The sequence below is a fragment of the Streptomyces sp. NPDC086549 genome, from assembly GCF_044746205.1.
In the GTDB taxonomy this organism is placed as follows: Bacteria; Actinomycetota; Actinomycetes; order Streptomycetales; family Streptomycetaceae; genus Streptomyces.
In genome coordinates this window covers 661,160-684,950 of sequence record NZ_JBIVBS010000001.1, presented here as the reverse complement: position 1 = coordinate 684,950, position 23,791 = coordinate 661,160, and the positions used below count along the sequence as shown (strand labels likewise).

Below are 23,791 nucleotides of genomic sequence, written 5' to 3'. Positions count from 1 at the left end.
CGTCCTCAACCACGCGCCGCGGCGGCCCACACGCCGGCCAGAGCAGCACGACCGGAGACGCCGACCTTCGCGTAGACCCGGCCCAGGTGGACTTCGACGGTCTTGGGGCTCAAATGCAGCCGGAGGCCGATGTCCCGGTTGGTCAGGCCGTCCGAGACCAGGTTGACGATCTCGACCTCACGGGCGGTCAAGTCGAAGCGTTCGGCGCCGCTTTCGGGCCGGGGGCCCCGCGCGTTCAGGCGCCGCTCCTCGCGCGCGACCTGCGGCAGGAACAGTTGCGCGTCACACCGGGTGAACAACGCGCGGGCGGACGCGAGGTGCGCACGGGCCTGGTCGATCGCCCCGCTGCCGCCGAACGCCGTCGCGGCGAGCAAGTGCGCCCGCCCGGCCTCCACGGCCGCCCCGATCCGGCCGAACGTGCCGGCAGCGGCGACAGCGAGCGATGCGGCTGCCGCCGGATCTGTTGGCAGCGTGGCGATCGCGCGGGCCTGCTGTGCCATGGCGGTGCGCAGCGGAAGCTCGAGCTGACCGGCGGTGTCCTCCGCTCGGTCGGCCCATGCCGCGGCCGCGGCAACCCGGCCGGCCGCGACCTCCGCCTCCGTGAGCATCAGGTACACCAATGGCCTGGTGCGGATGCCCACCGCGGGCAGCTCGGCCCCACCGCCACGGGTGAGCAGCAGCTCGATGCAAGCGTGCGGATCACCCGAGTGCAACATCGCCTGCGCCAGCATCGCCTCGGCCTGGCCACTGCGCCAGGAACTCATGGCCGTCACCCGGTCGTCGACGACGATGGCCTCCTTACCCAGGCGGATCGCCTCGGCCAGGTCGCCGCGCCAGGTGGTGATCCAGCACCCGAAGGTCAACGCCATGACGCGCAGCTCCTCGCTGCCGGTCAGTTCCGCCGACTCCAGGCTGTCGTCGAAGCAGATCGCCGCCGCCGCCAGCTCGCCGAGGTAGGCATGCACCATGCCGCGGATCGCGGTCAGCAGCGCGATCTTGTGGGACTGCCTGCTCGCGCGAGCCAGTTGCAGGCCACGGCTCATGTGCCGGCTCGCCGCCGTGAGCCGGTCGGCGGAGACTTCCGACCAGCTCAGCCAGAACGCCGCATCGATGTCGCGGACCAGGTCGCTGTCGGGCAGCGCGTCCAGGAGCGCGGCCGCCTCGTCCAGCCGGTCCGTCCGCCGGTCGATGAGCGTTGCGGCCGACAACGCCGTCGCCAGCAGCATCGGATCCCCGACTTCCCGCGCGGCGGCGATCGCCTCGGCCACCCGGTCCTGTCCGTGCTCGCGCTCGACACTTTCACCGGCAACGAGCGCGACGAGCAGGACGGCCGCCGAGTGGGCGTCAACACCTTCGACGCGTTTCCACTCGCTGTGCAGCATCGCCCTGGCCTCGGTGTAGCGCCCGAGAATCTGCTCCACGGTTGCACAGGCCCGCGCTGTCTGTGCCCGGATCTGGGTGAGTTCGGCAGGCAGGAGCCGCATCACCTCGTGCATGGTTTCCCTGGCCTGCCGCAGGTCGCCCGTGGCGCCGAGGGTGTGTGCCAGCCGGCCGAGCAGCATCAGGCGCTGCGGCGTGGCCGACTCCGAGTCGGGGAGCAACCGGATGGCCGCCCGCAGGAAGTGCCCGGCGGTCGCCGGCGTGGTGTGCATCGTCGCCTCGGCCGCCTCGGTGAGCGCCGCGACCGCCTCAAGGTCACCGCGGGCGGCGGATCGCTCCACATGCCGGGCGAACTCGGCCGGCGGCGCGCCCCGGCTCCGGAGTGCCGACATGGCCCGGCCGTGTGCCTGAAGCCGCCAGCCGGGGCCGGCGTCCTGGTAAGCGACGCTGCGCACCAGCGGATGCCGGTACCGGAACCGGCCGGTCGCGCCGTCCAGTCGCACCAGGTCACGCTCGGCGAGCCGGTCGAGCGCGGCCAGCACGGACCCGGCGTCCATTGCCGCCGTTTCGGCGAGCGAATCAGCCTCGAAGTCGTCACCCACGACCGCGGCGGCGTGCGCGACGACCCGCTCTTGCGGGGTCAAAGCGGCCAACTCGGAGCCGAGCACCGCGTGGACCGCCACCGGGATCGCCCCGTCGGGGTGGAGCGCCGCATCACCGACGGCGATACCCCGCTCGCCGGCCCGCACCAGGGCTTCCAGGTAGAACGGGTTTCCGCCACTGGCCCGGTAAAGCTCTTCCCGCCGGGTACGGCTCAGACCTTCCGGCATGACGTGGCCGGCATCGGTTCGGCTCAGCGGCGCGAGTTCCAGTAGCTCGGCCACCCCGTCGGTAGCGGCGCGGGACAGCGCGTGCCACAGCCGCAGCGACGTCTGCCGGGGCCTGCTCGCCAATGCCAGGATCAGCCGCGCCTGGGGTGGGTGGCGCAACAGGTGGTCGAGCAGCTCGACCGAACCCTCGTCCGCCCAGTGCAGATCGTCGAAGACGAGCACCAGCCCGGACGGCTCGGCGACCAGCTCCAGCAACGCCCGAACCGCCCGGTGCAGCCGGTACCGCTCCGCGTCGACCAGGTCGGCGGGACCGGCGGCGGGAATCGCCGGGAACACGGTCGCGAGAAGTGCGAGCTGCTGTTGCCCGAGGGAGGCGAGACGCTCCGGGCCCAGCTCGGCGAGCTGGCCGTCGAGCGCGGTGACGAACACACCGAACGGGATGCGGGTCTCGAACTCCGCCGCGCGTGCGCTGCGGACCGTCCATCCTGCTGTGTCCGCGAGTTTTCCCAGCTCCGTCAGCAGCCGGCTCTTGCCAATCCCCGGTTCGCCGGTGACCGCGACGCACCGGGTGCCACCTTCGCCCGCCAGCACCGCGCGCAGCATCGCGACTTCTCGAGCCCGGCCGGGAAATCCGCCGACGGGCTCCCCTTTTGCTTCGTCAGTCATGCTGGCGTCGACTCACTTTCCGTCCGCGACCAGGCGATGGTATCGACGCTCGCGTGCCCTCGGCAGGCGGCCCAGCCGATCACCTCAGTCCACATCGGACAGATGCCGTGCTGGCCGAAGTCCGTGAATGCCACATTGACGGCGCCTTTCGCCCTCAATGTGGCATTCACAACCAAAGTCGGGCGGGCATGAGCGCGGTCGCGCGACGTGCGATTGGCGGCCGGCCTCCAGCTAGTAGAACTCGGCGTCGATCGACGACTTGGGCAGGTAATTCGCCTCTCTGGCACCGGAGTTCGGCGTCCGTCTGTCCGTCGGCCGCACCGGGCAGTGCTGGGACGTCGACACCATCACCTCCGCCGAATACGCGCAGTTGGGGCATGTCACCAACACACCGACGCCGGTCGTCGACAACGGCGTGCTCGTCACCCTGGACGGGGGCTCGGAGTGGACGGTGACCGGCACGTCGTATCTGAGCCGGCTGACCCTCTCCGCGGACTCGGCGGTGACCGCCCCTGCCGGAAGCACGCTGTTGATGACGGTCGACGGCGCGCCGGCCACCGTCGAGCCGGGCGGCGACTACAGCGGGGCGATCACCCTGTCGATGTCCTGAAGGGCCGTCAGCCGCAGGAGCCGGTGAAGACGTCCACCTTGTCGCCGCTGCTGCTCGCCGTCACGAGGTCCTGCGTGCCGTCGGAGGTCAGGTCGGCGGCCGCGGCCGCATAGGCGCCGGCGGACGTCAGCTCGGTGAGCTTGGTCAGCTCGCCGCCGGAGGTGCCCTGGTAGACGGAGACGGAGCCGCCGTTCAGGGAGGAGACGAGGATGTCCGTCGCGCCGTCGCCGTCGAGGTCGGCGGAGTCGACCGCGACCGGCAGGGCGGACGTCGTGTAGTCGACGGGGTCGTCGAAGGTGCCGTCGCCGTTACCGGCGTAGATCTCCAGGGTGTTGGAGCCGTTGGAGATCGTGGCCAGGTCGGTCTCGCCGTCGCCGTCGAAGTCGCCGGAGGTGATCGAGTAGAGGCGGGCGACACTGTCGTACTCGGTGACGTCCCCGAAGGTGCCGTCGCCGTTGCCGAGCGCCACGCTGACGCCTCCGGCGCTCGCCACGCTGGCGGTGGCGATGTCCAGGTCGCCGTCACTGTCGAAGTCGGTGAGGACCAGGCCGTGCGGCCGGGTCACGGTCACCGCCTCCAGCTCGGTGGTGAACGAGCCGGTGCCGTCGCCCAGTAACAGGCTCACCCCGCCGCCCGACTCCTCGGCCACCGCGATGTCCAGGTCTCCGTCGCCGTCGATGTCCCCGGGGACGAGGGAGCGGGCGCCGCGGCCGACGGTGTACTGGGTGGCCGTACCGAAGGTGCCGCCCCCGGTGCCGAGCAGGACGCTGACCGTGCCGCCGTCGAAGTCGGCGGTGGCGATGTCCTGGTTGCCGTCGGCGTCGAAGTCGGCGATGACGGTCTGGTACGGCTTGTCGCCCACCGCGTACTCGGTGGCCGTACCGAAGGTGCCGTCGCCCTTGCCCAGCAGCACCGACACCGAGTCGGCGTCGTTGTTCGCCGTGACGGCGTCCGCGTTGCCGTCGCCGTCGACGTCGCCGGTGACCACGTGGCGGGGGTTGTCGCCGACCGCGGCGGAGGTATCGGACAGGGTGTAGGTGCAGGCGGTGGCCGCCTCCGAGCCCGACCCGCCCGACTCGGACGCCGATGCCATGGTTACGACGCCCGCGGCCAGCGTCAGGGCACCGGCGGTCGTGCCGGCCAGGACCTGGAGGGCTTTGTGCTTCCTGTGCTTGCTCATGAGCGGATGGAGATCCTTCCGTGGGTGTGGTTTCCCGTCATGGGCAGGCGAGATTAGGAGCCGGCGCTGTGATTCACGTGTTACGGGACCGTGGTTTCGCACAGGGTGCGCCGGCGGCGGGCGCGGTGCCGCCTCCGGGGCGCGGTGATCCCGGCCGAAAGCCCCCTCCGGGCTCAGGGCTGGTCGGTGATGCCGACCCCGTCGCCCTTGGTGCCGTTCTGGATCCGGCCCCGGACGGCCTGGCAGGAGGGGCTGTGGCGGAGCTCTGTCCGCAGCCCGCGCAGCCAGGTCCGACGTGCCGTCACCGCGTCCCACTGGCAGTCCATCGCCTGGGGGGCACGGCTTAAGCAGGCGTCCGCCCGGCAGCCCGGCTCCGGGTTCGTCGTGGAGGGCCCGCCGCTGGGGGTGGTGGACGCTCCGTCCGCCGTGGACGCCCCGGCCACGTGAACGAAGGCACCGCCGAGTACGACACCGGCCGCGAAGGCCGCCGGCGGCAGTGCCCAACACCGCCACAGCCGGGGCGGGGGCGCGCTCGCGTCGGGTGCGCCGGGGCCGGGATGGCCGTGGTGCGGGTCGTACGAGATCCGAAGGCCGCCGTCGCCCGTGCCGCCGTCCTGCTCACCGGCCGCGGACCGCGGTGACGGAGCTTCCGGCGCAGTGTCCTGCAACGCCGTGTCCTCCGACGCGGCGTCCTCCGGCATCGCGTCCTTCGGCGTCGGGTCACCCTCCGTCGCGGGTTCCTCCACCCTGCCCCCGCACACCGCGTCCCAGGGCCGGCGGCGCAGGTGCGCTCCCGTTCCCGTCCGGCACGTCAACAACCAAGCCTGGGCCATGACTTCACCTACGACTGTCATGGCGCAGTCAAATATTCAACCAAGCCACCCCTGGCCCGGCAAAGGGGTCTACCCGCATAGAGACCCTGGTGCTGTCATGCCCACGACCGCCCGGAATCCCTGCCGGGCACAGCACCGGGAGACCCCCACATGTCCCGAATACCGCGCCCCCTCGTGACCACCCTGTCCGCCTTCGCCCTCGCCGCCGCGGGCCTCACCTTCACCACCGGCACCGCCCACGCCGCCACCTGCAGCCAGGCCTACCTCCCCCTGCCCGACCCCAGCTGCCAGCCCGGCGCGTTCAACTCCGACGTCACCCAGGACACCATCGACTCCACGATCTGCGTCTCCGGCTGGACCGCGACCGTACGGCCGTCCAGCTCCTACACCACCGCGCTGAAGAAGAAGCAGATCGTCGAGTACGGCTACACCGACACCAGCACCTCCGACTACGAGGAGGACCACTTCGTCCCCCTCGAACTCGGCGGCTCCCCCAAGAGCGAGCTCAACCTCTGGCCCGAACCCGAGTACGGCACCAAGACCGCCGCGAACAAGGACACCGTCGAGAACAAGCTCAAGAAGGCGGTCTGCGCGGGTAGCGTCAGCCTCGAAGACGCCCAGGACGCGATCGTCACCGACTGGACCACCGCGCTCTCCAGCCTCGGCCTGAGCTGACGCGGTTTCCGAGGTCCGCCTCCTCCCCGGGGAGCAGGCGGACCTCTCGTATCTCCTGCCGGGGAGGCATGGGCGGCCGATACGTGGGCACGATGTGCCAGACCGGGTCGAGGGCGAGGCTTGGACGTATCAGGTACGGGGCACGGAGCTCGTACCGAAAGAGCGGTACGAGCCAGTGCGAGGAAGACCTGAAAGTCCGAGGCCTGAGGAGGCGTCATGGACCGCCGGATCCGTGTTCGTGTCACCCGTCGGCCTGCCGCACCCCGCGGGCAGGAGATCGACCGCAGGACGCCTTCGGGACGGATCCTGCCGTACTGACGAAAGTCACTGGCGGTTTCAGGCGGCCAGCGGATCCAGCACCAGCGGCTCGATCTTGCCCTCCAGCATGGCGCCGATGCCCTGCACGGCACACACGTCGGGCCGCTCGGCGATGGCCACCGGCATGCCGGTTGCCTGCCTGAGCATCTCGTCGAACCCGGGGAGCAGCGCGGAACCGCCGACCATCACTATCCCGACGTCGGCGAGGTCGGCCACCAGATCGGGAGGGCACACCCGCAGCACCTTGCCGATACCGTCCAGCACGGCCGTCAACGGGGTCTGGATGGCGTCCCGTACGGCCGCGGTGTCGACCCGCACGGACCGGGCGAGGCCGGTGGCCACGTCCCGCCCGTGGATCTCCGTGGTCGACGGGCCGTGCGCGGTGAGGCCGTTGCCGGACAGGGCGAGCTGCAACGGCCGTACCGACTGGCTCGGCAGCATCAGTTCGTGCTCGTGCCGCAGATGCTGCACGATCGCGTGGTCGACGGCCTCGCCGCCCACGGGGACCCGCTCGGCGGTGACGATCGAGCCGAGCGAGAGGACGGCGACCTGGGTGGCGGCGGCCCCGCACACGACGATCATCGTGCCCTGGGGCTGCTCGACCGGCAGTCCGCAGCCGACCGCGGCGGCGATGAGTGTGTCGACGAGCTCGACGCGCCGGGCACCGAGGCCCGCCAGGGTCTCGATGGTGGCCCGCTGGGCCAGCGGGCCGGCGTCGTGCGGGGTGCAGGCGGCGGCCCGGAGGCGGGCCTTGCGGCGCAGCGCGCGGCGGACCTTGTCGCCGAGGAGATGGCGCAGCATGCGCTGGGCCATCTCGATGTCGATGACGGTACCGCCGGAGACCGGCCGCACGACCCGGATGTAACTCGGCGTCCGCCCCGTCATCCGCTCCGCGAACTCGCCCACCGCGATGAGCGCGCCGGTCCGGGTGTTCACGGCGGCGACGGAGGGCTGGTCGACGACGAGGCCGGCACCCTTCACATACACCCGGGTGCGGGCCGCCCCCAGGTCGACGGCGAAGTGGCACCGGCGCAGCTGCTCCAGGCTGACGGTCACGGCAGATCCTCCCGGGTGAGCTGGCCGTGGGGGTGCCGCCGGGTGGCGGGCCTCTTTCTGCATCCTGCGGGGGCGGGGGAGGGCCGCGCCTTCTGGAGGGGGCCGGGCGGGGTGCGGCTGAACGGGGGGTTCAGCGGGATCGGGCGCCATGGAGGAGGGAGCCCAGGCCGACGGTCGTGAGCACGGGGTCCTCGCCGAGCCGCTCGGGTCTGGCGGTCAGGTAGACGAACTCGGCTCCCGCGGCACGGGCCGCCTCCCACTCGGCGTCGGTGGAGCCGACGACCAGACAGTCGCCGGGGCGCACCCCCAGGCCGGCGGCCGCGCTCAGCACGGCGTCCGGAGAGGGCATCAGCCGGGAGTGGCCGTCGTCGCGTCCGTGGACACCCCCGGGGAGGCAGTCCGTGAGCCCGCGCCCGACCAGGTAGGCCGTCGCGGCCCGTGGCGCGCAGTCCGTGACCACGGCCAGCGGCACACCCTTGTCGGCCAGGGTGCGTACCAGGAGGTCGGCATGGGGCACGGGTTCCGCGCTGCGGGCGGCCGCCGTCTCCACCTCGGCCAGCCGCGAGCGCAGAGCCGCCTCGTGCTGCTCGAACGCGCGGAGCAGGGCGAGGGGGTGCGGGCACGGTTCGAGGACCTCGTCCATGAGCAGCCGCGCGAGGTCACGGGCGACCCCGGCCGCGCCGTTCCCGGGATAGAGGCGGGCCAGCGTCCCGTCGAAACCGAACACGACGGCTTCGGCCGCCCTGACGGAGCCGGCGACCTTGGACCTGTGGCGTCGGGCCGGCGGACCGGAACGCGAGGAGGGCGTCGTGGTCAGGGTGACGTCCCAGAGGACCACGCAACCCGGTACGGCTCCTCGGACCAGGGCGTCGTCGAACGCGGCCCGCGCCTGGGCGGCCCGGGAGGGCGGGAAGTTGAGCGTCACCTCGTCCAGGCACGCCTCCGCCCGCTCCTGGACGAGCGCGGACGGAGTCCTACCGCCGCCGTGGACGGTGGCCTCGACCGGGTCCGCGATCCGCCAGGACGCGTCGCCCCTGACCCTGAAGACGTAACCTCCGTCGGCGGACGGCCTGGCACTGTCCAGCTCCACCCGGTGCAGGGTGAGATCCACCTCGAAGTAGCCGACGGTGTCCTGGGTCCGGGTGAGGCCGAGCTCGTCGTCCCGTGTGCGGTAGACGACGGTCCTGGTCTCACCGGCGGGCTCGGGGAGCACGGCCCGGGGAGGCAGCGGGAAGGGGCCTTGCACCGGAGGCCGAGGGGAGGTGCCGTCGTAGATGTCCCGTGCCACGAAGGCCAGCCGGTACGAGCCGTCCGCGGGCTCGTCGGTCAGGGGCTCCAGCACCATGGGGAAGGCACTCGCCTCCACGGCGGCCCGGAGGGACGGGGGAACCGCGACGATGCCTCGCGCGTCCGAAGCGGCCAGTGCCTTCCGCACCGCCTCCTCGTCGGGTCGCTCGACCACCCGTCCCGCGTCCCGCAGGCACCAGAACGCCACCCGCAGCCTGATGCCGCCCAGCTCGACGAGCCGCTGTGTGAACTGCCGCGCGGTGGCCAGTAGGAGGGGCAGCGCGGAGACACCCTCGCCGGTGACCACCGTGCACCCGTCGTCGCGCACGAGCAGCTCGTACTCCTCCGGGTCCAGACCGCTCGCCGTGAGCATCCGCGAGACCGCCCGGCCCAGAGCGGCGCGGGTGTCCGGGTCCTGGGGTCCGTCCGCGAAGTCGTAGTAGGCGACGGTGCGCAGGTCGGCCGGGGTCTCCTGGGCGGCGGGGGTGCCGGGGGCGGCAGAGGGGCCGGTGTCGGCCTCCGGGTCGTCGGAGCCGACGGTGCCCTGTGGTCCCCTGCCGTACTCCTCGCGCAGTTCCTGTGCCAGGGTCAGCAGCTCGGGGCTGCGGCCGCCGGACAGTTCGTACTCCTCGCACACCTCCAGTGCCTTCTCGACGCGGCCCTGCCCACGCAGCGCGAGCACCAGCAGACGGCGGTAGTCCTCGCGGAAGGGATACGTGCGCAGCAGCTCCGTGAGGTACTGGCTCGCGCTCACGAACCTCCGCAGTTCCAGGTCGAGTTCGGCGCGCCTGCGGAGCAGGGAGAGACGGAGCTGGAGCAGCTGGGCGCGGGCGGCGCGGGCGGCGGGCCCGGGGACGTCGGGGAGCGCCTCGGTGTCGTGCCAGAGGTTCAGCGCCTGGTTGATCAGGTCGTACGCCTCGTGGAAGGACCGCAGACGTCTCTCTCCGTGCGACCGCCGGGCGCGGGCGGCCAGGACGACGGCCTTGCGGTCCAGGTCACCGCTGTGTTCCAGGTCCACGTAGTCGGCCCCGGTGTACAGGGCGCAGCCGTCGGCACCGCTCGCCAGGACTCCGGGACCCAGGGCGACGCGCAGTTCCGCCACGATCGCGTCGAGGACGGCCGCCGCGTCCCGCGGAGCTTCCGCCTGTTCCCACAGCCCGGCCCTGAGGTCGGCGTCGGACATCATGCGGCCGGGCCTGATCAGCAGCATCGCGAGCACAGCCGCGGCGAGGGGCGAGAACTCGGGGGAGCCGCCCGGGACTTCGGCCCGCAGGCCGTCCAGCACGTAGTAGCGGCGCTGCTCGTAGGCCGCCCGGGCCACGGGCGTCACCAACTGCGCGTCCGAGAGCAGGTCCCTGCCCTGCGCCCGCTCCTGGGCCGACCGCGACATCAGCAGGTTGAGGGTGTACGCGTACGGCTCCCGCAGGGAGGCGGGCAGTTGCCCGAGCCGATCGGGCGCGAGGGGCAGCGAGGGCCGTGAGTTCCCCGAGGCCAGCCGCGCCAGCACCGCGGACAGCGCCCGCAGGTCGTCGGCCTCCCCCGCCGGACCCGGGCTCCGGCCCGGTTCGAAGAGGCTGAGCTTGGCGGATCCGTCCGGCAGGAGCACCACCCGGGACATGGCGACGCCGCCGTGCGTGATGCCCGCCTCGTGGACGGCCTGGAACGCCTGCGCGAGCTGAACGCCGATCGACACCAGCAGCGGCGCCGGCAGGTGGTGACCGTTCGGCGCCGCCAGGCTGTCCAGGCCGATGCCGTCGAGATGCTCCATGACGACGTACGGGACGTCGTTCTCGATGCCGGTGTCGTGGACCGTCACGACGTTCGGGTGCCTGATCTCCTTCAGGGCCTGCGCGTCCCGCAGGAACGCCTCCCGCCGTGCCGGATCGGGCAGCGCCGCGTGCAGCCGGAGCGCCACCAGCCGACTCGCCTCGGTGTCCTCGGCCAGCCACAGCGGTCCGGTCGGCGACAGGGGTCCGGTCAACCGGCGCACCGGCCGGTACCGGCCCCGCAGACCCGGTGGCAGGGCCCCCGCGGCCGCCCCGCTCGCCGACAACCGCGGCACGACCTCCGGCCGGACGATCCCGAACGCCTCCCGCGTGGCCGCCGACTCGGTGCCGCCGGCCGCCGGTGTCACCGCCCGGAACTCGCCCGGCGCGGAACCCGCCCGCTCCTCGATCAACCCGCCCACACGGGCCATCAGTTCCGCGGTGCGCATCCGTGAGGTGCGCGGCAGGCCGCGCAGCAGCAGCTCCTGTACCCCCGGCCGGAAGCGGTACGAGCCCGGCGGCCCCGGGACGCTGGTGAGCAGGCCGCTGAGGATCACCTCGGCGAGGTGCTGGGGCCGGGGGCGGGGCTCGACCGCCGCCTGGACCAGCCGCATGACGGGCAGGTCGGGCCGGCCGACGGCGAGATGGCCGGCCAGTCGGAACGCCTCCGGGGAGACCGTCGCGCGGAAGCGGATCACCAGGTCCTCGGCCGAGAGCCGGGCGACGTCCGTACGGTCCTCCGTGTCGTCCGGCACCGGCGGCCCGCCCAACCGGGCGGCCGCGCCAGGGAACTGGGACCCGCCGAACCCGGCCAGCAGCCCCGCCCAGTTCGCCAGCCATCTCGGCCCCGGCTCCAGCACGGGCAGCGGCACGGCGTCCTCGCCCTCGTCCGTGACGGGAGTGTCGTACGGCGAGAACGCGAGTCTCGCCGCCGGAGCCGCCGGAAAGGGCGCCGAGAACAGGCCCGGCGCGGCGGGCAGGGCCGTGGTCCGCCACAGGTGCTCCGGCAGGGGCTGTACGACGGCCAGTGGCATCCGGTGCGCCCAGCGGCGCAGCGTGGCGTACCACAGGGCGCCGACGGGGCCCTGGCGCCACTGCGGACCCATGCAGTCGCTGATCAGGAGGGTGACGGTACGGCGGTCGGCGGGGATGAGCGCGCCGTGGCCGTGCACCGAGCCCTCGGGGCCCGCGCGGTACAGGGCCACCGTGCGGAACACCCCCGACTGGGCCAGCGCCGTGTGCAGTTCGCGCACCAGGGGGCGCCAGACCGGCATGGTGGGGCCGTCGTCGTACACCAGGTTCAGGCGCAGCCAGCGCTCCCGCGCGGGGCGCAGGACCGGCAGCCACCACTCGGGGGCGGCTCCGAGACGGGCGATGCGGTCGGCGGTCGCCGCCTCGTCCAGCTCGCGGCCGAGCGGCGCGTCGGTAAGGCGGTTGAGCGGGCGCAGAGAGCGCTGCAGCGCCAGCGGACGGCGCAGCATCGAGGGCGCGGGGGCCAGCAGGGAGACATGGGGTGCGACGGGCGCCGACGGCTCCGGTGCCGGGGACGGCAGGTGCAGCGTGGCGCGCGGTGTCCCGGGCGGCGGGCACGGTTCCTGATCCTGACCCCGGCCCCCGTCCTGATCGAGGTCCTGGTTCCGATCCCGGTCCTGGCCCTGGTCCGGCGTCGACGGCGAGGACGGTGCGCCTGCGGGCTCCTGTCCGGCTGCCGACTCCGGCCGGGGGTCCGGGGAGCCCGGTTCGGGCTCCATCTGCCGGGCCAACCAGAGGAGTTCGGCCAGTTCGAGCGGGGTCGGGCGCATGCCTCCGGCCGCCGCAGCCAGTACGTCGGCCAGGCGGGCCAGGGGTTCCGGGGTGCCGGAACGCTCAGAAGGCATCGGCCTGCGGGACCTCCCCCAGATACGGCATGAGCTGCTCCGCCAGCTCGTCGAGGGAATCGGCGCCGAGATCGGAGGCGCGGGCCAGATAGATCGCGTTGAGCAGCTGGTCGGTGGCCAGGTCGCCGCCGCCCACCCGGGACAGGAAGCGGGTGATCAGGGTCTGCGCGTAGGCGTCGGGCTCGCCCAGGTGCGCGCGGACGATGTCGGCGAGGCGGCGGTCGTCGGGCTGGCGCAGCCGCAGAGTGACACAGCGGCGCAGGAACGCGGGCGGGAACTCGCGCTCCCCGTTGCTGGTCAGGACGACGAAGGGGAAGGCGTGGCAGCGCACCCGGCCGCGCCGCACCGGGACCCGTTCGTCGGTGCCGTCGACCATCACCTCCGCCGTGGGCGTGCGACCGGCGGCCCGCACCAGCTCGGGGATCTCGTACTGGCCCTCCTCCAGGACGTTCAGCAGGTCGTTGGGCAGGTCGAGGTCGCTCTTGTCGATCTCGTCGATGAGCAGGGCGCGGGGGCGGGCGTACGGGAGAAGGGCGGTACCGAGGGGGCCGAGGCGCAGGTGGTCCTCGATGCCCGACCCGGTCGGCGCTCCGTCGTCCGGTGCCCTGTCGTCCGGTGCCCTGTCGGACGGCTCCTCGGCGGACGGCGCCGCCGTCCGCCGCGCCGCGTACAGCCGTGAGAGCGGGTCGTACTGGTAGAGGCCGTCGTGGAGGGTGCTGCGGCTGGTGATGTTCCAGCGGAGCACCGGCCCGAGCCTCAGCTCGCGGGCGACCGCGTAGGCGAGCGAGGACTTTCCGGTGCCGGGTGGGCCGGTGACCAGCAGCGGGCGGCGCAGATAGAGCGCCGCGTTGACCAGCTGCACCGTCTGCGGTGTGGCCTGGTACGTCGCCGCGCGGTGGGTGCGGTCCGGGGAGGTGGCCGAGGCGTCGTCGCCGTCGGAGGGCGTGCCGAGCGTCGGCCCGCCGTCGAAGGCCCGCCAGGGCGGTGGAGCCGGCAGCTCGGTGATGCCGTCGTGCGGCTCCTTCGTGCCGGTGTAGACGGGCCACAGGGGCATGGGCTCTTCTCTCCGTGACGCGGACGGGGTGACGGGTGACGGGTGACGGGTGACGGGTGACGGGGTGATGGGTTGATGGGGTGTGATGGGCTAGGCGACGGGCGAGTGCAGACTGGCGGAGGGCAGGGGGAAGCAGCGCGGGTCGTCCCACAGCAACTGCACGTTTCTCGCCCAGTGCCTGTCGGGTTCGTCGGCGGCCTCCGCCGCCTCGCGCAACGTCCTCACATGGCGGGGGAGTTCGGCCGGCGGGACGCCGGCGACGGAAGCGGTGAGCTCGTCGAGGAACGCGGAGCCGTCGCAGGGGTCGTCGTGGGCGCCTCCGGAACAGCCGGTGCGCGACCACAGCAGCGCCGGAACGGGGAGGTTGAGACCGGCGTCGAAGTGTTCTCCCGCCGCCACGGCGGGGCTCGCGAAACCGGCCAGCTCCGTGTCCTCGTCCCGCAGCCGCTTGCGCAGGCTGGACGGTCTCTCCCGGGTGCCGCATTCGACGCGGTACGGCGCCGCGCCGAGGCTGGCGTCGAGGCGCCGCCACTTCTTCGCCAGCTCGTGACGCTTCCGACCGCCACGGTGCCGGTCCCGGTTCGTCACCACGACCGGGTAGGCGCAGCCGAGGGGCGTGGAGTCGTCGGCGCCGCACTCCCATTCGGCCACCGGCTCGTCGAACCAGCGGCGTGGCAGCACGAAGGCGATCAGTTCATCGGCGTCGGGGGCCAGTTGGGCGAACGCCTCGTCGAGGCGCTCCTGCACGTAGCTCCGTACACCGGTGCGCGGCAGCCGGCCCGCGCCCACCCGGCGGCGCTGTCCGTCGCGGTACGCGGACACCTCGACGGTGACCTCGTCGCCGCCCGCGCCGCTGTGTTCGATCTCGACGACTATGGGGGACAGGGGTGTGGCCGCGCGGGCCGGGGACGTGTCCAGCAGTTGCTCCAGGCGGTCGGCGAGCCTCGTCACCGCCTCCGGATCCGGCACCTCCCACTGCACGTACTCGACCGTCGGCCGCAGCGAGGAGAAGCCCTCCGGGGGGAGCGGTGGGCCGAGGGGGCCCACGGCGTCGACGTACAGCCGGTTCGGATCGCAGTCCAGCCCGGCGGCCTCCGCCCGCCGAACCAGCCCGTACAGCCGTCTCGTGGCGCCGGGAGCGCCGCCGTGGACGGGGACCAGCTCGCCGAGCCCCTGCCAGTAGCGGGCCATGACCACGGTGGGCAGCATCCGGCCGACGAGGACGTTCGGCTCGGACGCGATCTGCGTGACCATGCCGACCACCCGGCCGTCCCGCAGGGTCACGGCCGCGCCGCTGAATCCGGGTGCGAGCGGCTGCCCATGGGCCGTGACGGCCTCCAACTGCACCCATTCGTCGGCGATCAGAGCGGGCGGCAGGGCCCGGTACCGGGCGAGCATGCCCTCGTCGTAGTGCTCGGGGAAGCCGTACGCGAAAAGGTCCGGGGCGGGGACGCCGAGTTCCGCCCCGGGCGGCGCGAAACGGGCCGGGGCCAGCGGCACCTCGCGGTCCAGGTCGAGCACGACCAGGTCGCCGGGGTCGGTGCCGTCCTGCCAGCCGCCGTGCACGACCACGGTGGCCGGCAACCCGCACAGCTCCCTGCTGTTCGGGAACGTCACGGTCACCGGATCCAGGGGGCTGTCCTGGACGACATGCGCGCAGGTCAGCAACTTGCTGGGCGTCACCAGGAAGCCCGCCCCCTGCATGCGCCCGCACTCGATCCGGGCGTGCCAGGCAGCGCCGCTCATGACCCGGCGGTGGGCTCCGCGGCCGACGGGACCGTGGCCACCGATTCCGGCGGCCGCTGTTCCGACGCGTCCGGGGCGGCCGGTGATCCCTGCCCCGACGCCCAGCTGAGCCTGACGACCAGTTGCCCCTCGGCCGCGCCCTTGGCGATGACCGCCCCGGCCTCCGCGGTCAGCTTCACCCCGAACTCCAGCTCCACGGAGTCGGGCCGCAGCGCGCCGTCCCGGAAGACCCGCAGCGCGGACTGGGCCGCCGCGCGCACGCCGTCCAGAGCGCCCTCGAAGGTACGGGCGGTCTGCGCCGCCGGTCCCTCGCCACGCGAGACGAGACGGGATCCCGTCGTAGGGTCCGCCGTCTCCACGACGACGACGACGCCGCCGTCCTCGGTCTTGAACTCCACCAACCTGCCCATGGCGCGGCCCGCCCCCCGTGTTCCCGAATGAGGAAAGCCCCATTGTTGCGGAAAGCAGCCGACAGTGTCTCGACTTCGCCCCGGGCGGCCCGGCGACCGGAGGGTGACCCGGGCGGTCGGGCCGAAGCGGGCGCGGGGCGGCGGAGGACGCCGGTCAGAGGTGGTCCACGATGCCGCGGATCACCCCCAGCTCCACCAGGTCCTGCGGACGGATCCGGAGCTGGTCGGCCGTCGCCTCCGTCTCCTGAGGCGGGCGCTTCAGGATCGCGGCCGCCAGTTCCGGGGCGATGACCGAGAAGTAGCTGTCCGGCGTGGCCCAGGTGTTGCCCGGTGCCGCCAGCGCCAGCGCCCCGCCCGAGCCGCCCTCGCCGATGACGAGGGTGGTGACCGGGGTGCGGGCGGCGGCCACCGCCCCGAACAGGTCCGCGATCGCCGCCCCCGCCCCCTGCCGCTCCGCCTCGGCGTCGTTCGCCGCGCCCGGCGTGTCCACCAGGGTCAGCACTGGTATGTCCAGCCGGTCCGCCAGCCGGATCAGCCGGGCGGCGGTGCGATATCCGGCGGGGCGGGTCTTCGTCCCCGTCTGCGCGGCGTACGCGACGGTACGTCCGTCCCGCTCGCCGAAGCCGCACAGCATCCCGGCGGGGTCGGCGCCCCCGCAGCGGTCGCCGGCGAGAGCGGCACGGCGGGTGAAGTAGGCGTCCAAATAGGTCTCGGCCCGCGGGCGTTCGGGGGAGCGGGCGCGGAGCACGGCCTCCCAGCCGGTGGCCGGGAGACCCGCCGGGCCCAGGGCGGGAGGCGGCGGGGCCTCCGCCGCCGGCGTGGTCAGCAGCCGCAGCCACAGCCCCAGCGTCTCCCGCAGCTCCTCCGGCCGCACCACCGCGTCCGCCGAACCCGCCGCCACCTGTGCCTCCGCCGTGTAGGCGGCCGGATCGGCGTCCGCCGGACGGACCCGGGAGCCGGCGAAGCCGACCTGAGCGCCGGGGAGGGCGAGAGTGATGTCGGCCCCGGCGCCCAGAGTGGCCCAGCCACCGCCCGTCGTCGGGTCGCGCAGCACGGCGATCTGCGGCAGGCCCGCCTCACGGGTGAGCACCGACTGCCGGGCCACCCGCTGGAGTTGGGTCAGCGCGAGCATGCCCTCCTGCATACGGCTGCCGCCGGTGGCGACCAGCGTCACCAGCGGGAGACGGTGCGCCCGGGCATGCGTGTACGCCGCCTCCAGCCGGTCGCCGGTGTGCCGCCCCAGGGAGCCGCCCAGGAAGCCGAACTCGAAGGCGATCAGCACGGCCCGGGTGCCCCCGACGCTCGCGGTGCCGCAGACGACGGACTCCTCCTCGCCGGTGCGCCGGGCGGCGCGGGCGCGCGAGGCGTCGTACCCCTGCCAGGAGATCGGCCCGTCCGGCTCGGACTTCCCTTCGGGGTGGGGGAGTTCGGTGAAGGTCGTGGCGTCGCAGACCAGTGCCGTGACCTGGCGCGCCGACAGCCGCTCAGCCACCGCGCAGCGCCCGCTTCATGATCTTCCCCATGTCGTTGCGGGGAAGGGCGTCCAGGTGGTGGACGACACGCGGGCGCTTGTGCGGGGCCAGCCGCCGGGCCACGTGATCGGCCAACTCCTCGTCGGGCGGCGGTGACTGGGGATCGGCCGGCACGATCCACGCCACGATCCGCTCGCCCAGGTCCGCGTCCGGCTCGCCGGTGACGGCCGCCTCCCGCACCCCCGGATGCTCCAGCAGCGCGTTCTCGATCTCCCCGGCCCCGATCTTGTAACCCCCGCTCTTGATCAGGTCGGTGGCCTTGCGCCCGACGATCCGCACATACCCGTCCGGCTCCCGCACCGCCATGTCCCCCGTTCGGAACCAGCCCTCGGCGGTGAAGGCGGCGGCGGTGGCGTCGGGCCGGTGGAGATACTCGGTGAACAGGTTCGGGCCGCGTACCTGGATCTCGCCGACGGTCTCCCCGTCGTACTCCGCCACCGGCGTCCCGTCCTCCTCCACCAGCCGCAGTTCCACGCCCGGCAGCGGCACCCCGACCGTCCCCGCGCGCGGCTCCCCGTCGGCCCGCACGCTGGTGTTCATGAGCGTCTCCGTCATGCCGTACCGCTCGATCACCCGCTGCCCGGTCGCCGCCGTGATGCGCTCGTGGTCGTGCACCGGCAGCGCGGCCGAGCCGGAGACGAGCAGCCGGGCCCGGCCGAGCGCCTTGGCCAGCTCCGGGTCCCCGGGCAGGGCCTCGGCGATGCGGTGGTACATCGTCGGCACCCCGAACAGCATGGTCGCGCCACCGGTCAGCTCCCGGGTCACGCCCTCGGTGTCGAAACGCCCGAGGTGCCGCACGGATCCGCCGCGCCGGAGCGGGCCGAGGACGCCCAGCACCAGCCCGTGCACATGGAACAGCGGCAGCCCGTGCACCAGGACGTCGTCGCCGGTCCACTGCCAGGCGTCGGCCAGCGCGTCCAGGGTCGCGGCGACCGCCCGGCGGGGGATGACCGCGCCCTTGGGCGGTCCGGTGGTGCCGGAGGTGTAGACGATCAGGGCGGGGACGCCCTCGGACGTACGGTCCTCGGGGACGGTCCCGGTGGCCCGCGCGTCCACGTCGACCCGCTCCAAGTCGGCCAGCGGCGCCGGGAGTTCGGCACCCGGCGCGGCCAGCACCAGCGACGGCGCGCTGTCGGAGAGGATGTGCGCGAGCTCCTTCTCCCCCGACTTCGGGTTGAGCGGCACCGCGGCCGCCCCGGCGAGCAGCGCGCCCACCACCGCGACGGCCGTCTCCAGCTCCGGGGTCGCCCACACGGCCACCCGGCCCGCGTCACGGATCCGGGCGGCCACGGCACCCGCAGCGGCACCCAGTTGCGCGTACGTCAGCGACCGTTCGCCGAACCGCAGGGCGACACGCCGGCCCGAACCACCCACCAGGGCGGGAAAGAGGGAGGACACGCGGAGCACTCCTTGGCTGTAGGAGACGGCTGTAGGAGACGGCAGCGGGAGACGACAGCACCCTTCCTACACCAGGCGCCGCGTCCCCACGACCGTGCTCAGGCCAGACGCGAGTGGCAGCTCCGCCGATCCCCCTCCCCTCCGCCGTCCGCCGGTGTCAGGCCGCCGTCTCCACCAGGTCCGCCACCACGCAGCTCACGTTGTCGGGGCCGCCGGCTTCGTTCGCCTCGTCGACCAGGGCGCGCACCGCCTCGTCCGGGGCCGTGGCGGAGGCCAGCAGCTGTCCGATCCGGTCGTCCGGTACGACACCGGACAGGCCGTCGGAGCAGAGCAGGTACCGGTCGCCGGGCAGGGCGTCGTGCAGTTTCAGGTCCACAGCGGGGGGCGTGCCGCCGCCGAGCACCTTGAGGAGCAGGGCCCGCTGCGGATGGGCGGTGGCCTCCTCCGGGGTGAGCCGGCCCTCGTCGACCATCGACTGGACGACCGTGTGGTCATGGGTGATCCGGAACAGGCCGCCGTCGCGCAGCAGGTACGCGCGGGAGTCGCCGATGTGGACGAGGGCCAGCCGCGAACCCGTCCACAGCAGCGCGGTCAGCGTGGTGCCGATGTCCTCGCTGCCGTCGGCCACGTCCTGGACCGCCTGGCTCGCGCCCTGCACGGCGTCCTCCAGCAGGTTCAGCACGCTGCCCGCTGGGAGCTCCTCGCGCTCCAGGAATTTCAGCGCCTCCACGGCGGCGCTGCTCGCGGGCGCCCCGGCGGGACCGAACCCGTCGGCCACGGCGAGCAGCCGTGCGCCCGCGTACGCCGTGTCCTGGTTGGTGGGCCGTACGCGCCCCGTGTCGGAGTGGGCGGAGTAGCGCAGTTCCAGCATCGCGGTGTCCTTCCTCGGCTCTGCGGTCAGGTGGTCGACGAGGAACGTGGCCAGGTCACGCCGCACGGCCGTCTCCCGCTCGACCCGCGCCCAGTAGGCATGGATCTCCCGGGCGGCCGCCGCGGGCGGAAGGGCGCACACCTGCCGGATCGAGGCCAGCGGCATCCCCAGCCGCCGCAGCCACGCCACCAGACGCGCCCGCTCCAGCTGCCCCACCGCGTAGTAGCGGTACCCGGTGTCCGGGTCGACCCGCGCGGGCCGCAGCAGCTCCAGCTCGTCGTACAGCCGCAGCGCCTTCGGCGACAGCCGGCACGCCTTAGAGAAGGCCCCGATCGTCAGCAGCTCCATGCGCCGCCACCCCCGTACGTCCGCTCGTCGTTCCGCCACCGATGCTGGGGCCTCACCGAAGGGGAAGGTCAAACCCGTTGGAACGGTTGCGCGAGCGGGTTGTTAGCCTGCGGCACATGCCCCGCATCGCACTCGCCACCTACGACTCCGGCGATCAGCCCCACCATGACCGTGACCTGCCGGTGCTGGCGGCGGCCCTGACGGACGCCGGGGCCGAGGCCGTCACCGTGCACTGGGACGACCCCGGGACCGACTGGAGCGGGTTCGATCTCGTCGTCATCCGCTCGACCTGGGACTACAGCTGGCGCGCGGACGAGTTCGTGGCATGGGCGGAGGGCGTCGGGAAGGCGACGCGCCTCGCCAATCCGGCCGCCGTCGTGCGCTGGAACGCCGACAAGCGGTACCTCGGTGACCTCGCCGCGGCAGGGGTGCCCGTCGTACCGACCCGGTACCTCGCCCCGGGGGACGCCCCCGAGCTGCCGGACGAGACCGAGTTCGTCGTCAAGCCCACCTTCGGCGCCGGCGCCCGGCTCGCCGCGCGCTACACACCCGGCGAGCGCGAGACGGCCGTACGGCACCTGGCGCGGATGCACGACGAGGGGCTCACCGCGATGGTGCAGCCGTACGTCAAGGGCATCGACGTCAGCGGCGAGCGCGCCCTGCAGTTCTTCGGCGGCCGTCTGCTGCACGCCAGCCGCAAGCGGGCCGTCCTGGCGCCCGGCGCGGCGTACGACGCGGACAAGGTGCCGCACCCCGACCTGGAGCCGTGGACCCCGACCTCGGCCGAACTCTCGGTCGCCGAGCGCGCCCTGGCCGCCGTACCGGACGCGCCGGAGCTGCTGTACGCGCGTGTGGACCTCGTCGATGGGGAGGACGGGGAACCCCGGGTCATGGAGCTGGAGCTCGTCGAGCCGAACCTGTTCCTCTTCCTGCACCCCGGATCGGTGGACCAGGTCGTCGCCGGGATCCTCGCGGCGGCCGCTACTCGCTGACTGCCGTCCGCTGCAGCAGCCCCCAGGTGAACTCGGCGACGACATTCCGTCGTACGCCCCGCGCGTCCGGAGCCGTGAAGGCCAGCCCCCAGCGGGTCGGAGCCGTGCCCTCCAGAGGGCGGGCGGGGGCGAAGGTACGCGCCGCCTCGTCGACCGTGCAGGACCAGGGGGTGAGGTCATCGACGGTACGCAGGGTCGGGGCGGGGGCGCCGGGGGCGCGGATCAGCCATTCGTTCCAGACCGCGCCGTCGGGGGAGACCAGCACCTCGAAGCGCAGGTCGGGCCAGAGGGGGAGTGGCCACTGCCAGGCCCTGCACTCCAGGTCGCCGATGACCCGCTTGGTCTCGGACTCCGGGTGCCCGAGGACCGAGCGGTACCGGGAGGCCGCCGAGCGGGTCCGCGGTGAGCGGACCATCGCCTGCCAGCGCTTGTTGGCCTCCCGCATGTCCGCGATCGAGACACCCAGCTCACGGCGGGCGCCCTCGACCAGGTCCGGATTGTGGTCGGCCATGCGGCGCAGCAGCACCAGCTGGAAGTCGAGCGGGGTGAAGGGACTGGCGGGGCGCTTTCCGGAGGGCGGCATGGGGACCATCGTCGCCCATCGAGGGTACGCCCGGGCGGCGGCCGACAGGCGGGCCGTCCGGATCCAACCGCGACGTGATGACCCGCCTGTGTTGCCGTTGCCGCTGCTGCAGTGACGCAGGGCACAGCCGCTTCCTTATATTTCTCTGATAAAAACTAGTCAGCGCGACTCGTTTAAGGAGAAGGCAGCGATGCTGAAGACGAAAGTGGTGGCGGGCGCGGTCGCCTTTGCGGCCGCCCTGTCCATCCCGTTGTGGACCGACTCGCAGGCGGATGCGCCTCAGAACGTGACCGCGGTGAGCGAGGGCGGGTCCACCGCCTCCACCGCAGCCCCCGCCGACGGTTCCCCCTCCACGGCCATGGACACGGCGCGGGCTCCGCTGCCGCCCAGGCGCCCGGTCCCACCCTGCACGGCAAGGTCGGCGACACCTTCAGGGTCACGCTGATCAACGACGGAACGATGAACCACTCCATCGACTTCCACGCGTCGAAGGTCTCCCCGCAGGTCCAGATGCGCCAGATCAAGCCCCACGAGTCGCTGGTCTACGAGTTCAAGGCCAACTACGCGGGAATCTGGACCTACCACTGCGGCGCGGACCCGATGATCCACCACATGGGCAACGGGATGTTCGGAGCGGTCGTCATCGACCCGCCCGGTCTGGACAAGGTGGACAAGGAGTTCGTCTTCGTCCAGTCCGAGCTCTACCTCGGCCCGAACGGCAAGGAGGGCGACCTGAAGAAGATGATGGCCGGCACCAACGACGGCGTGGCCTTCAACGGGTACTACAACCAGTACGTCTACTCCCCGATCAAGGTGGCACCGCACTCCAGGATCCGTGTCTGGGTGGACAACGCCGCGATCAACGAGGACCTGGCGTTCCACACCGTCGGCACCATCTGGGACACCGCGTGGAAGGAGGGGAGCTACGTGCCGCGGAAGGACAACCCCGACCACGGCGGCATGCAGACCCTCGACCTGCAGCCGACCCAGGGCGGATTCGTCGAGTTCACCCTGGACGACCCGGGCGCCTACACGTTCGTCAACCACAAGATGAGGGACCTCTCCCGAGGTGGAGCCGGCCAGTTCATCGTGGGTAACCCGCCCACCACCGGAGGCCACTGATGAGCGGCGTGACAACCAGCCAGGCAACGCCTGTCGCCAGTGCTCCCGACCTCCTGCGGGTGGCAGTCGTGGCCTCGGTGGCCGCGGGCCTCATCCACTACGCGGTCGTTCCCGAGCACCGGCAGGAATGGTGGGCAGCCGGCCTCTTCTTCACCCTCCTCGGAGCGTTCGAGATCGTGTGGGCCGCTGTGGCCTGGTTCGACGACCGGTCTCCGGTGCTGTGGCTGGGGATCCTGGCCAACGTCGCCACGCTGGTCGTGTGGACGGTGAGCCGCACCGCGGGCCTTCCCTTCGGCCCGGAAGCGGGTGAACCGGAAGCTGTCGGTGCACTCGACGTGGTCTGCGACCTGGCCGAGCTGGCGGTGGTGATCGTTCTGCTGCTGGCACTGGGCCTTCGGCGCAACCGCCCTGCCGCGGCCTGATTCCCCCCTCGAGAAGTGCCCGGCACGCTCCCCGCGTGCCGGGCACTTCGCCTCTTTGGTTTCTCCAACAGATTTGGGAGAATTCATTCATGGCTGTACCAGAGACCTCAGACACCGACCGGACCACCGGCGCGACCCGGACCGCCGTCCTCAGTGCGGTGCGGCAGGCGGGCAAGCCGTTGACCGTCCAGCACATCGCCGCTGAACTCGGTCTGCACGCCAACACCGTTCGTTTCCACCTCACCCGGCTGGTCCAGGCCCGCCTCATGCAAGAGGAACAAACCGGCCCCAGCGGCCCGGGCCGGCCCCGCATGGTCTACTCGGCGGTCCCGGCGGCACCGGAGACGGAACAATCCAAGGACGGCTACCAGTTCCTGGCCGAAATCCTCGCGGGCCACCTGGCCGCCACCTCGCCCGCTCCGGTCGATGCCGCCATCGCAGCGGGTGAGGAGTGGGGACACTATCTGGCCGATCGGCCTGCGCCGTTCTCCCGGCAGACGGCGGAGGAATCGATCGAGGAGGTCGAGACACTTTTCGAGCGGCTCGGCTTCGCCCCTTCAGCGAGCGAGGACCGCGGTACGGTGCTGCTGCGCAACTGCCCCTTCCGTGCGGTCGCCGACCGCCGCCCGAGCGTCGTCTGCTCTCTGCACCTCGGGCTCATGCGTGGCGCCCTCGCGGAGATGAGGGCCCCGTTCGAGCTCACCAGCCTTGACCGGTTCGACGCACCTCATCCCTGCATAGCGCGGCTCCGGCCGACCGACTCCGGGGGACCCGGAAAGCGGCAGCGGTAACGGGCCGCACCTCACGCCTCGCACGACCATTGCCCGGCCGAGCC

Annotated in this window: 19 protein-coding genes; 6 read left to right on the top strand and 13 right to left on the bottom strand. The window is 72.8% G+C overall.

The features are described from left to right. Window positions 1-5: 5 nt before the first annotated feature. Complete coding sequence (locus tag ACIPSA_RS03180) at window positions 6-2,876, bottom strand: AAA family ATPase (protein WP_402628199.1); 2,871 nt, start codon at window positions 2,874-2,876, stop codon at window positions 6-8. A gap of 370 nt (window positions 2,877-3,246) precedes the next feature. Here ACIPSA_RS03180 and ACIPSA_RS03175 point away from each other — a divergent pair, with 370 nt between their 5' ends. Continuing rightward, window positions 3,247-3,486 carry a hypothetical protein gene (locus ACIPSA_RS03175; protein ID WP_402628198.1) on the top strand — a complete coding sequence of 80 codons (240 nt, stop codon included), beginning with the start codon at window positions 3,247-3,249 and terminating at the stop codon, window positions 3,484-3,486. 7 nt (window positions 3,487-3,493) lie between these two features. On the opposite strand, the gene ACIPSA_RS03170 is transcribed toward ACIPSA_RS03175, so the two are convergent. Further along, on the bottom strand, window positions 3,494-4,666 hold the full coding sequence (locus ACIPSA_RS03170; protein WP_402628196.1) for an FG-GAP repeat domain-containing protein: 1,173 nt from the start codon (window positions 4,664-4,666) through the stop codon (window positions 3,494-3,496). A 173-nt stretch (window positions 4,667-4,839) separates the two neighbouring features. Next, entirely contained in the window at window positions 4,840-5,499 is a 660-nt protein-coding gene (locus tag ACIPSA_RS03165; RefSeq protein WP_402628195.1) for a hypothetical protein, read from the bottom strand. Between the two features lie 150 nt (window positions 5,500-5,649). Between ACIPSA_RS03165 and ACIPSA_RS03160 the strand changes: the two genes are divergently transcribed. After that, the gene (locus tag ACIPSA_RS03160; RefSeq protein ID WP_402628193.1) at window positions 5,650-6,174 is read left to right on the top strand and encodes a hypothetical protein; all 525 of its coding nucleotides are present in this window, start codon (window positions 5,650-5,652) and stop codon (window positions 6,172-6,174) included. Window positions 6,175-6,510: 336 nt separating this feature from the next. Here the strand turns inward: ACIPSA_RS03160 and ACIPSA_RS03155 are convergent, their stop codons facing one another. From ACIPSA_RS03155 to ACIPSA_RS03120, 8 genes are all read right to left on the bottom strand, one after another. After that, complete coding sequence (locus tag ACIPSA_RS03155) at window positions 6,511-7,548, bottom strand: rod shape-determining protein (protein WP_402628191.1); 1,038 nt, start codon at window positions 7,546-7,548, stop codon at window positions 6,511-6,513. A 130-nt stretch (window positions 7,549-7,678) separates the two neighbouring features. Further along, on the bottom strand, window positions 7,679-12,478 hold the full coding sequence (locus ACIPSA_RS03150) for an SAV_2336 N-terminal domain-related protein (protein ID WP_402628189.1): 4,800 nt from the start codon (window positions 12,476-12,478) through the stop codon (window positions 7,679-7,681). Then, window positions 12,468-13,532, bottom strand: a complete 1,065-nt coding sequence (locus tag ACIPSA_RS03145; RefSeq protein WP_402628188.1) for an AAA family ATPase — start codon at window positions 13,530-13,532, stop codon at window positions 12,468-12,470. Before ACIPSA_RS03145 ends, ACIPSA_RS03150 begins: the two co-directional genes overlap by 11 nt. 90 nt (window positions 13,533-13,622) lie before the next feature. Beyond that, the gene (locus tag ACIPSA_RS03140) at window positions 13,623-15,278 is read right to left on the bottom strand and encodes a trypsin-like peptidase domain-containing protein (RefSeq protein WP_402628186.1); all 1,656 of its coding nucleotides are present in this window, start codon (window positions 15,276-15,278) and stop codon (window positions 13,623-13,625) included. Next, window positions 15,275-15,688, bottom strand: coding sequence for a CU044_2847 family protein (locus tag ACIPSA_RS03135; RefSeq protein ID WP_402628184.1), 414 nt, complete (start codon window positions 15,686-15,688; stop codon window positions 15,275-15,277). Before ACIPSA_RS03135 ends, ACIPSA_RS03140 begins: the two co-directional genes overlap by 4 nt. A 154-nt stretch (window positions 15,689-15,842) precedes the next feature. Further along, window positions 15,843-17,180 carry a carboxyl transferase domain-containing protein gene (locus ACIPSA_RS03130; protein WP_402628182.1) on the bottom strand — a complete coding sequence of 446 codons (1,338 nt, stop codon included), beginning with the start codon at window positions 17,178-17,180 and terminating at the stop codon, window positions 15,843-15,845. Then, window positions 17,173-18,618 (bottom strand): acyl-CoA synthetase, encoded by a 1,446-nt coding sequence (locus ACIPSA_RS03125; protein ID WP_402628181.1) that lies wholly within the window; start codon window positions 18,616-18,618, stop codon window positions 17,173-17,175. The genes ACIPSA_RS03130 and ACIPSA_RS03125 overlap by 8 nt, the downstream gene beginning before the upstream one ends. Before the next feature lie 157 nt (window positions 18,619-18,775). Next, window positions 18,776-19,837, bottom strand: coding sequence for a MerR family transcriptional regulator (locus tag ACIPSA_RS03120; RefSeq protein ID WP_402628179.1), 1,062 nt, complete (start codon window positions 19,835-19,837; stop codon window positions 18,776-18,778). A gap of 116 nt (window positions 19,838-19,953) precedes the next feature. Between ACIPSA_RS03120 and ACIPSA_RS03115 the strand changes: the two genes are divergently transcribed. Next, complete coding sequence (locus ACIPSA_RS03115; protein WP_402628177.1) at window positions 19,954-20,829, top strand: RimK family alpha-L-glutamate ligase; 876 nt, start codon at window positions 19,954-19,956, stop codon at window positions 20,827-20,829. Here the strand turns inward: ACIPSA_RS03115 and ACIPSA_RS03110 are convergent. Further along, window positions 20,819-21,421 carry a hypothetical protein gene (locus tag ACIPSA_RS03110; protein WP_402628176.1) on the bottom strand — a complete coding sequence of 201 codons (603 nt, stop codon included), beginning with the start codon at window positions 21,419-21,421 and terminating at the stop codon, window positions 20,819-20,821. The genes ACIPSA_RS03115 and ACIPSA_RS03110 overlap by 11 nt on opposite strands. A gap of 270 nt (window positions 21,422-21,691) precedes the next feature. Beyond that, window positions 21,692-21,823 carry a hypothetical protein gene (locus tag ACIPSA_RS03105; RefSeq protein ID WP_402629550.1) on the bottom strand — a complete coding sequence of 44 codons (132 nt, stop codon included), beginning with the start codon at window positions 21,821-21,823 and terminating at the stop codon, window positions 21,692-21,694. Here ACIPSA_RS03105 and ACIPSA_RS03100 point away from each other — a divergent pair. From ACIPSA_RS03100 to ACIPSA_RS03090, 3 genes are all read left to right on the top strand, one after another. Further along, a complete protein-coding gene (locus tag ACIPSA_RS03100; protein ID WP_402629453.1) occupies window positions 21,818-22,534 on the top strand; it encodes a multicopper oxidase domain-containing protein in 717 nt (238 codons plus the stop codon). The two genes, ACIPSA_RS03105 and ACIPSA_RS03100, sit on opposite strands and share 6 nt — an antisense overlap. Next, window positions 22,534-22,956 (top strand): hypothetical protein, encoded by a 423-nt coding sequence (locus ACIPSA_RS03095; RefSeq protein WP_402628174.1) that lies wholly within the window; start codon window positions 22,534-22,536, stop codon window positions 22,954-22,956. The genes ACIPSA_RS03100 and ACIPSA_RS03095 overlap by 1 nt, the downstream gene beginning before the upstream one ends. A gap of 89 nt (window positions 22,957-23,045) precedes the next feature. Beyond that, complete coding sequence (locus ACIPSA_RS03090; RefSeq protein ID WP_402628173.1) at window positions 23,046-23,747, top strand: helix-turn-helix transcriptional regulator; 702 nt, start codon at window positions 23,046-23,048, stop codon at window positions 23,745-23,747. The last annotated feature ends 44 nt before the right edge of the window (window positions 23,748-23,791 follow it).

Coding starts and splice junctions, on each gene's coding strand:
- ACIPSA_RS03180 (WP_402628199.1), bottom strand. CDS start 2,876: ATGACTGACGAAGCAAAAGGGGAGCCCGTCGGCGGATTTCCCGGCCGG.
- ACIPSA_RS03115 (WP_402628177.1), top strand. CDS start 19,954: ATGCCCCGCATCGCACTCGCCACCTACGACTCCGGCGATCAGCCCCAC.
- ACIPSA_RS03095 (WP_402628174.1), top strand. CDS start 22,534: ATGAGCGGCGTGACAACCAGCCAGGCAACGCCTGTCGCCAGTGCTCCC.
- ACIPSA_RS03165 (WP_402628195.1), bottom strand. CDS start 5,499: ATGGCCCAGGCTTGGTTGTTGACGTGCCGGACGGGAACGGGAGCGCAC.
- ACIPSA_RS03120 (WP_402628179.1), bottom strand. CDS start 19,837: ATGGAGCTGCTGACGATCGGGGCCTTCTCTAAGGCGTGCCGGCTGTCG.
- ACIPSA_RS03110 (WP_402628176.1), bottom strand. CDS start 21,421: ATGGTCCCCATGCCGCCCTCCGGAAAGCGCCCCGCCAGTCCCTTCACC.
- ACIPSA_RS03135 (WP_402628184.1), bottom strand. CDS start 15,688: ATGGGCAGGTTGGTGGAGTTCAAGACCGAGGACGGCGGCGTCGTCGTC.
- ACIPSA_RS03140 (WP_402628186.1), bottom strand. CDS start 15,278: ATGAGCGGCGCTGCCTGGCACGCCCGGATCGAGTGCGGGCGCATGCAG.
- ACIPSA_RS03170 (WP_402628196.1), bottom strand. CDS start 4,666: ATGAGCAAGCACAGGAAGCACAAAGCCCTCCAGGTCCTGGCCGGCACG.
- ACIPSA_RS03145 (WP_402628188.1), bottom strand. CDS start 13,532: ATGCCCCTGTGGCCCGTCTACACCGGCACGAAGGAGCCGCACGACGGC.
- ACIPSA_RS03160 (WP_402628193.1), top strand. CDS start 5,650: ATGTCCCGAATACCGCGCCCCCTCGTGACCACCCTGTCCGCCTTCGCC.
- ACIPSA_RS03090 (WP_402628173.1), top strand. CDS start 23,046: ATGGCTGTACCAGAGACCTCAGACACCGACCGGACCACCGGCGCGACC.
- ACIPSA_RS03150 (WP_402628189.1), bottom strand. CDS start 12,478: ATGCCTTCTGAGCGTTCCGGCACCCCGGAACCCCTGGCCCGCCTGGCC.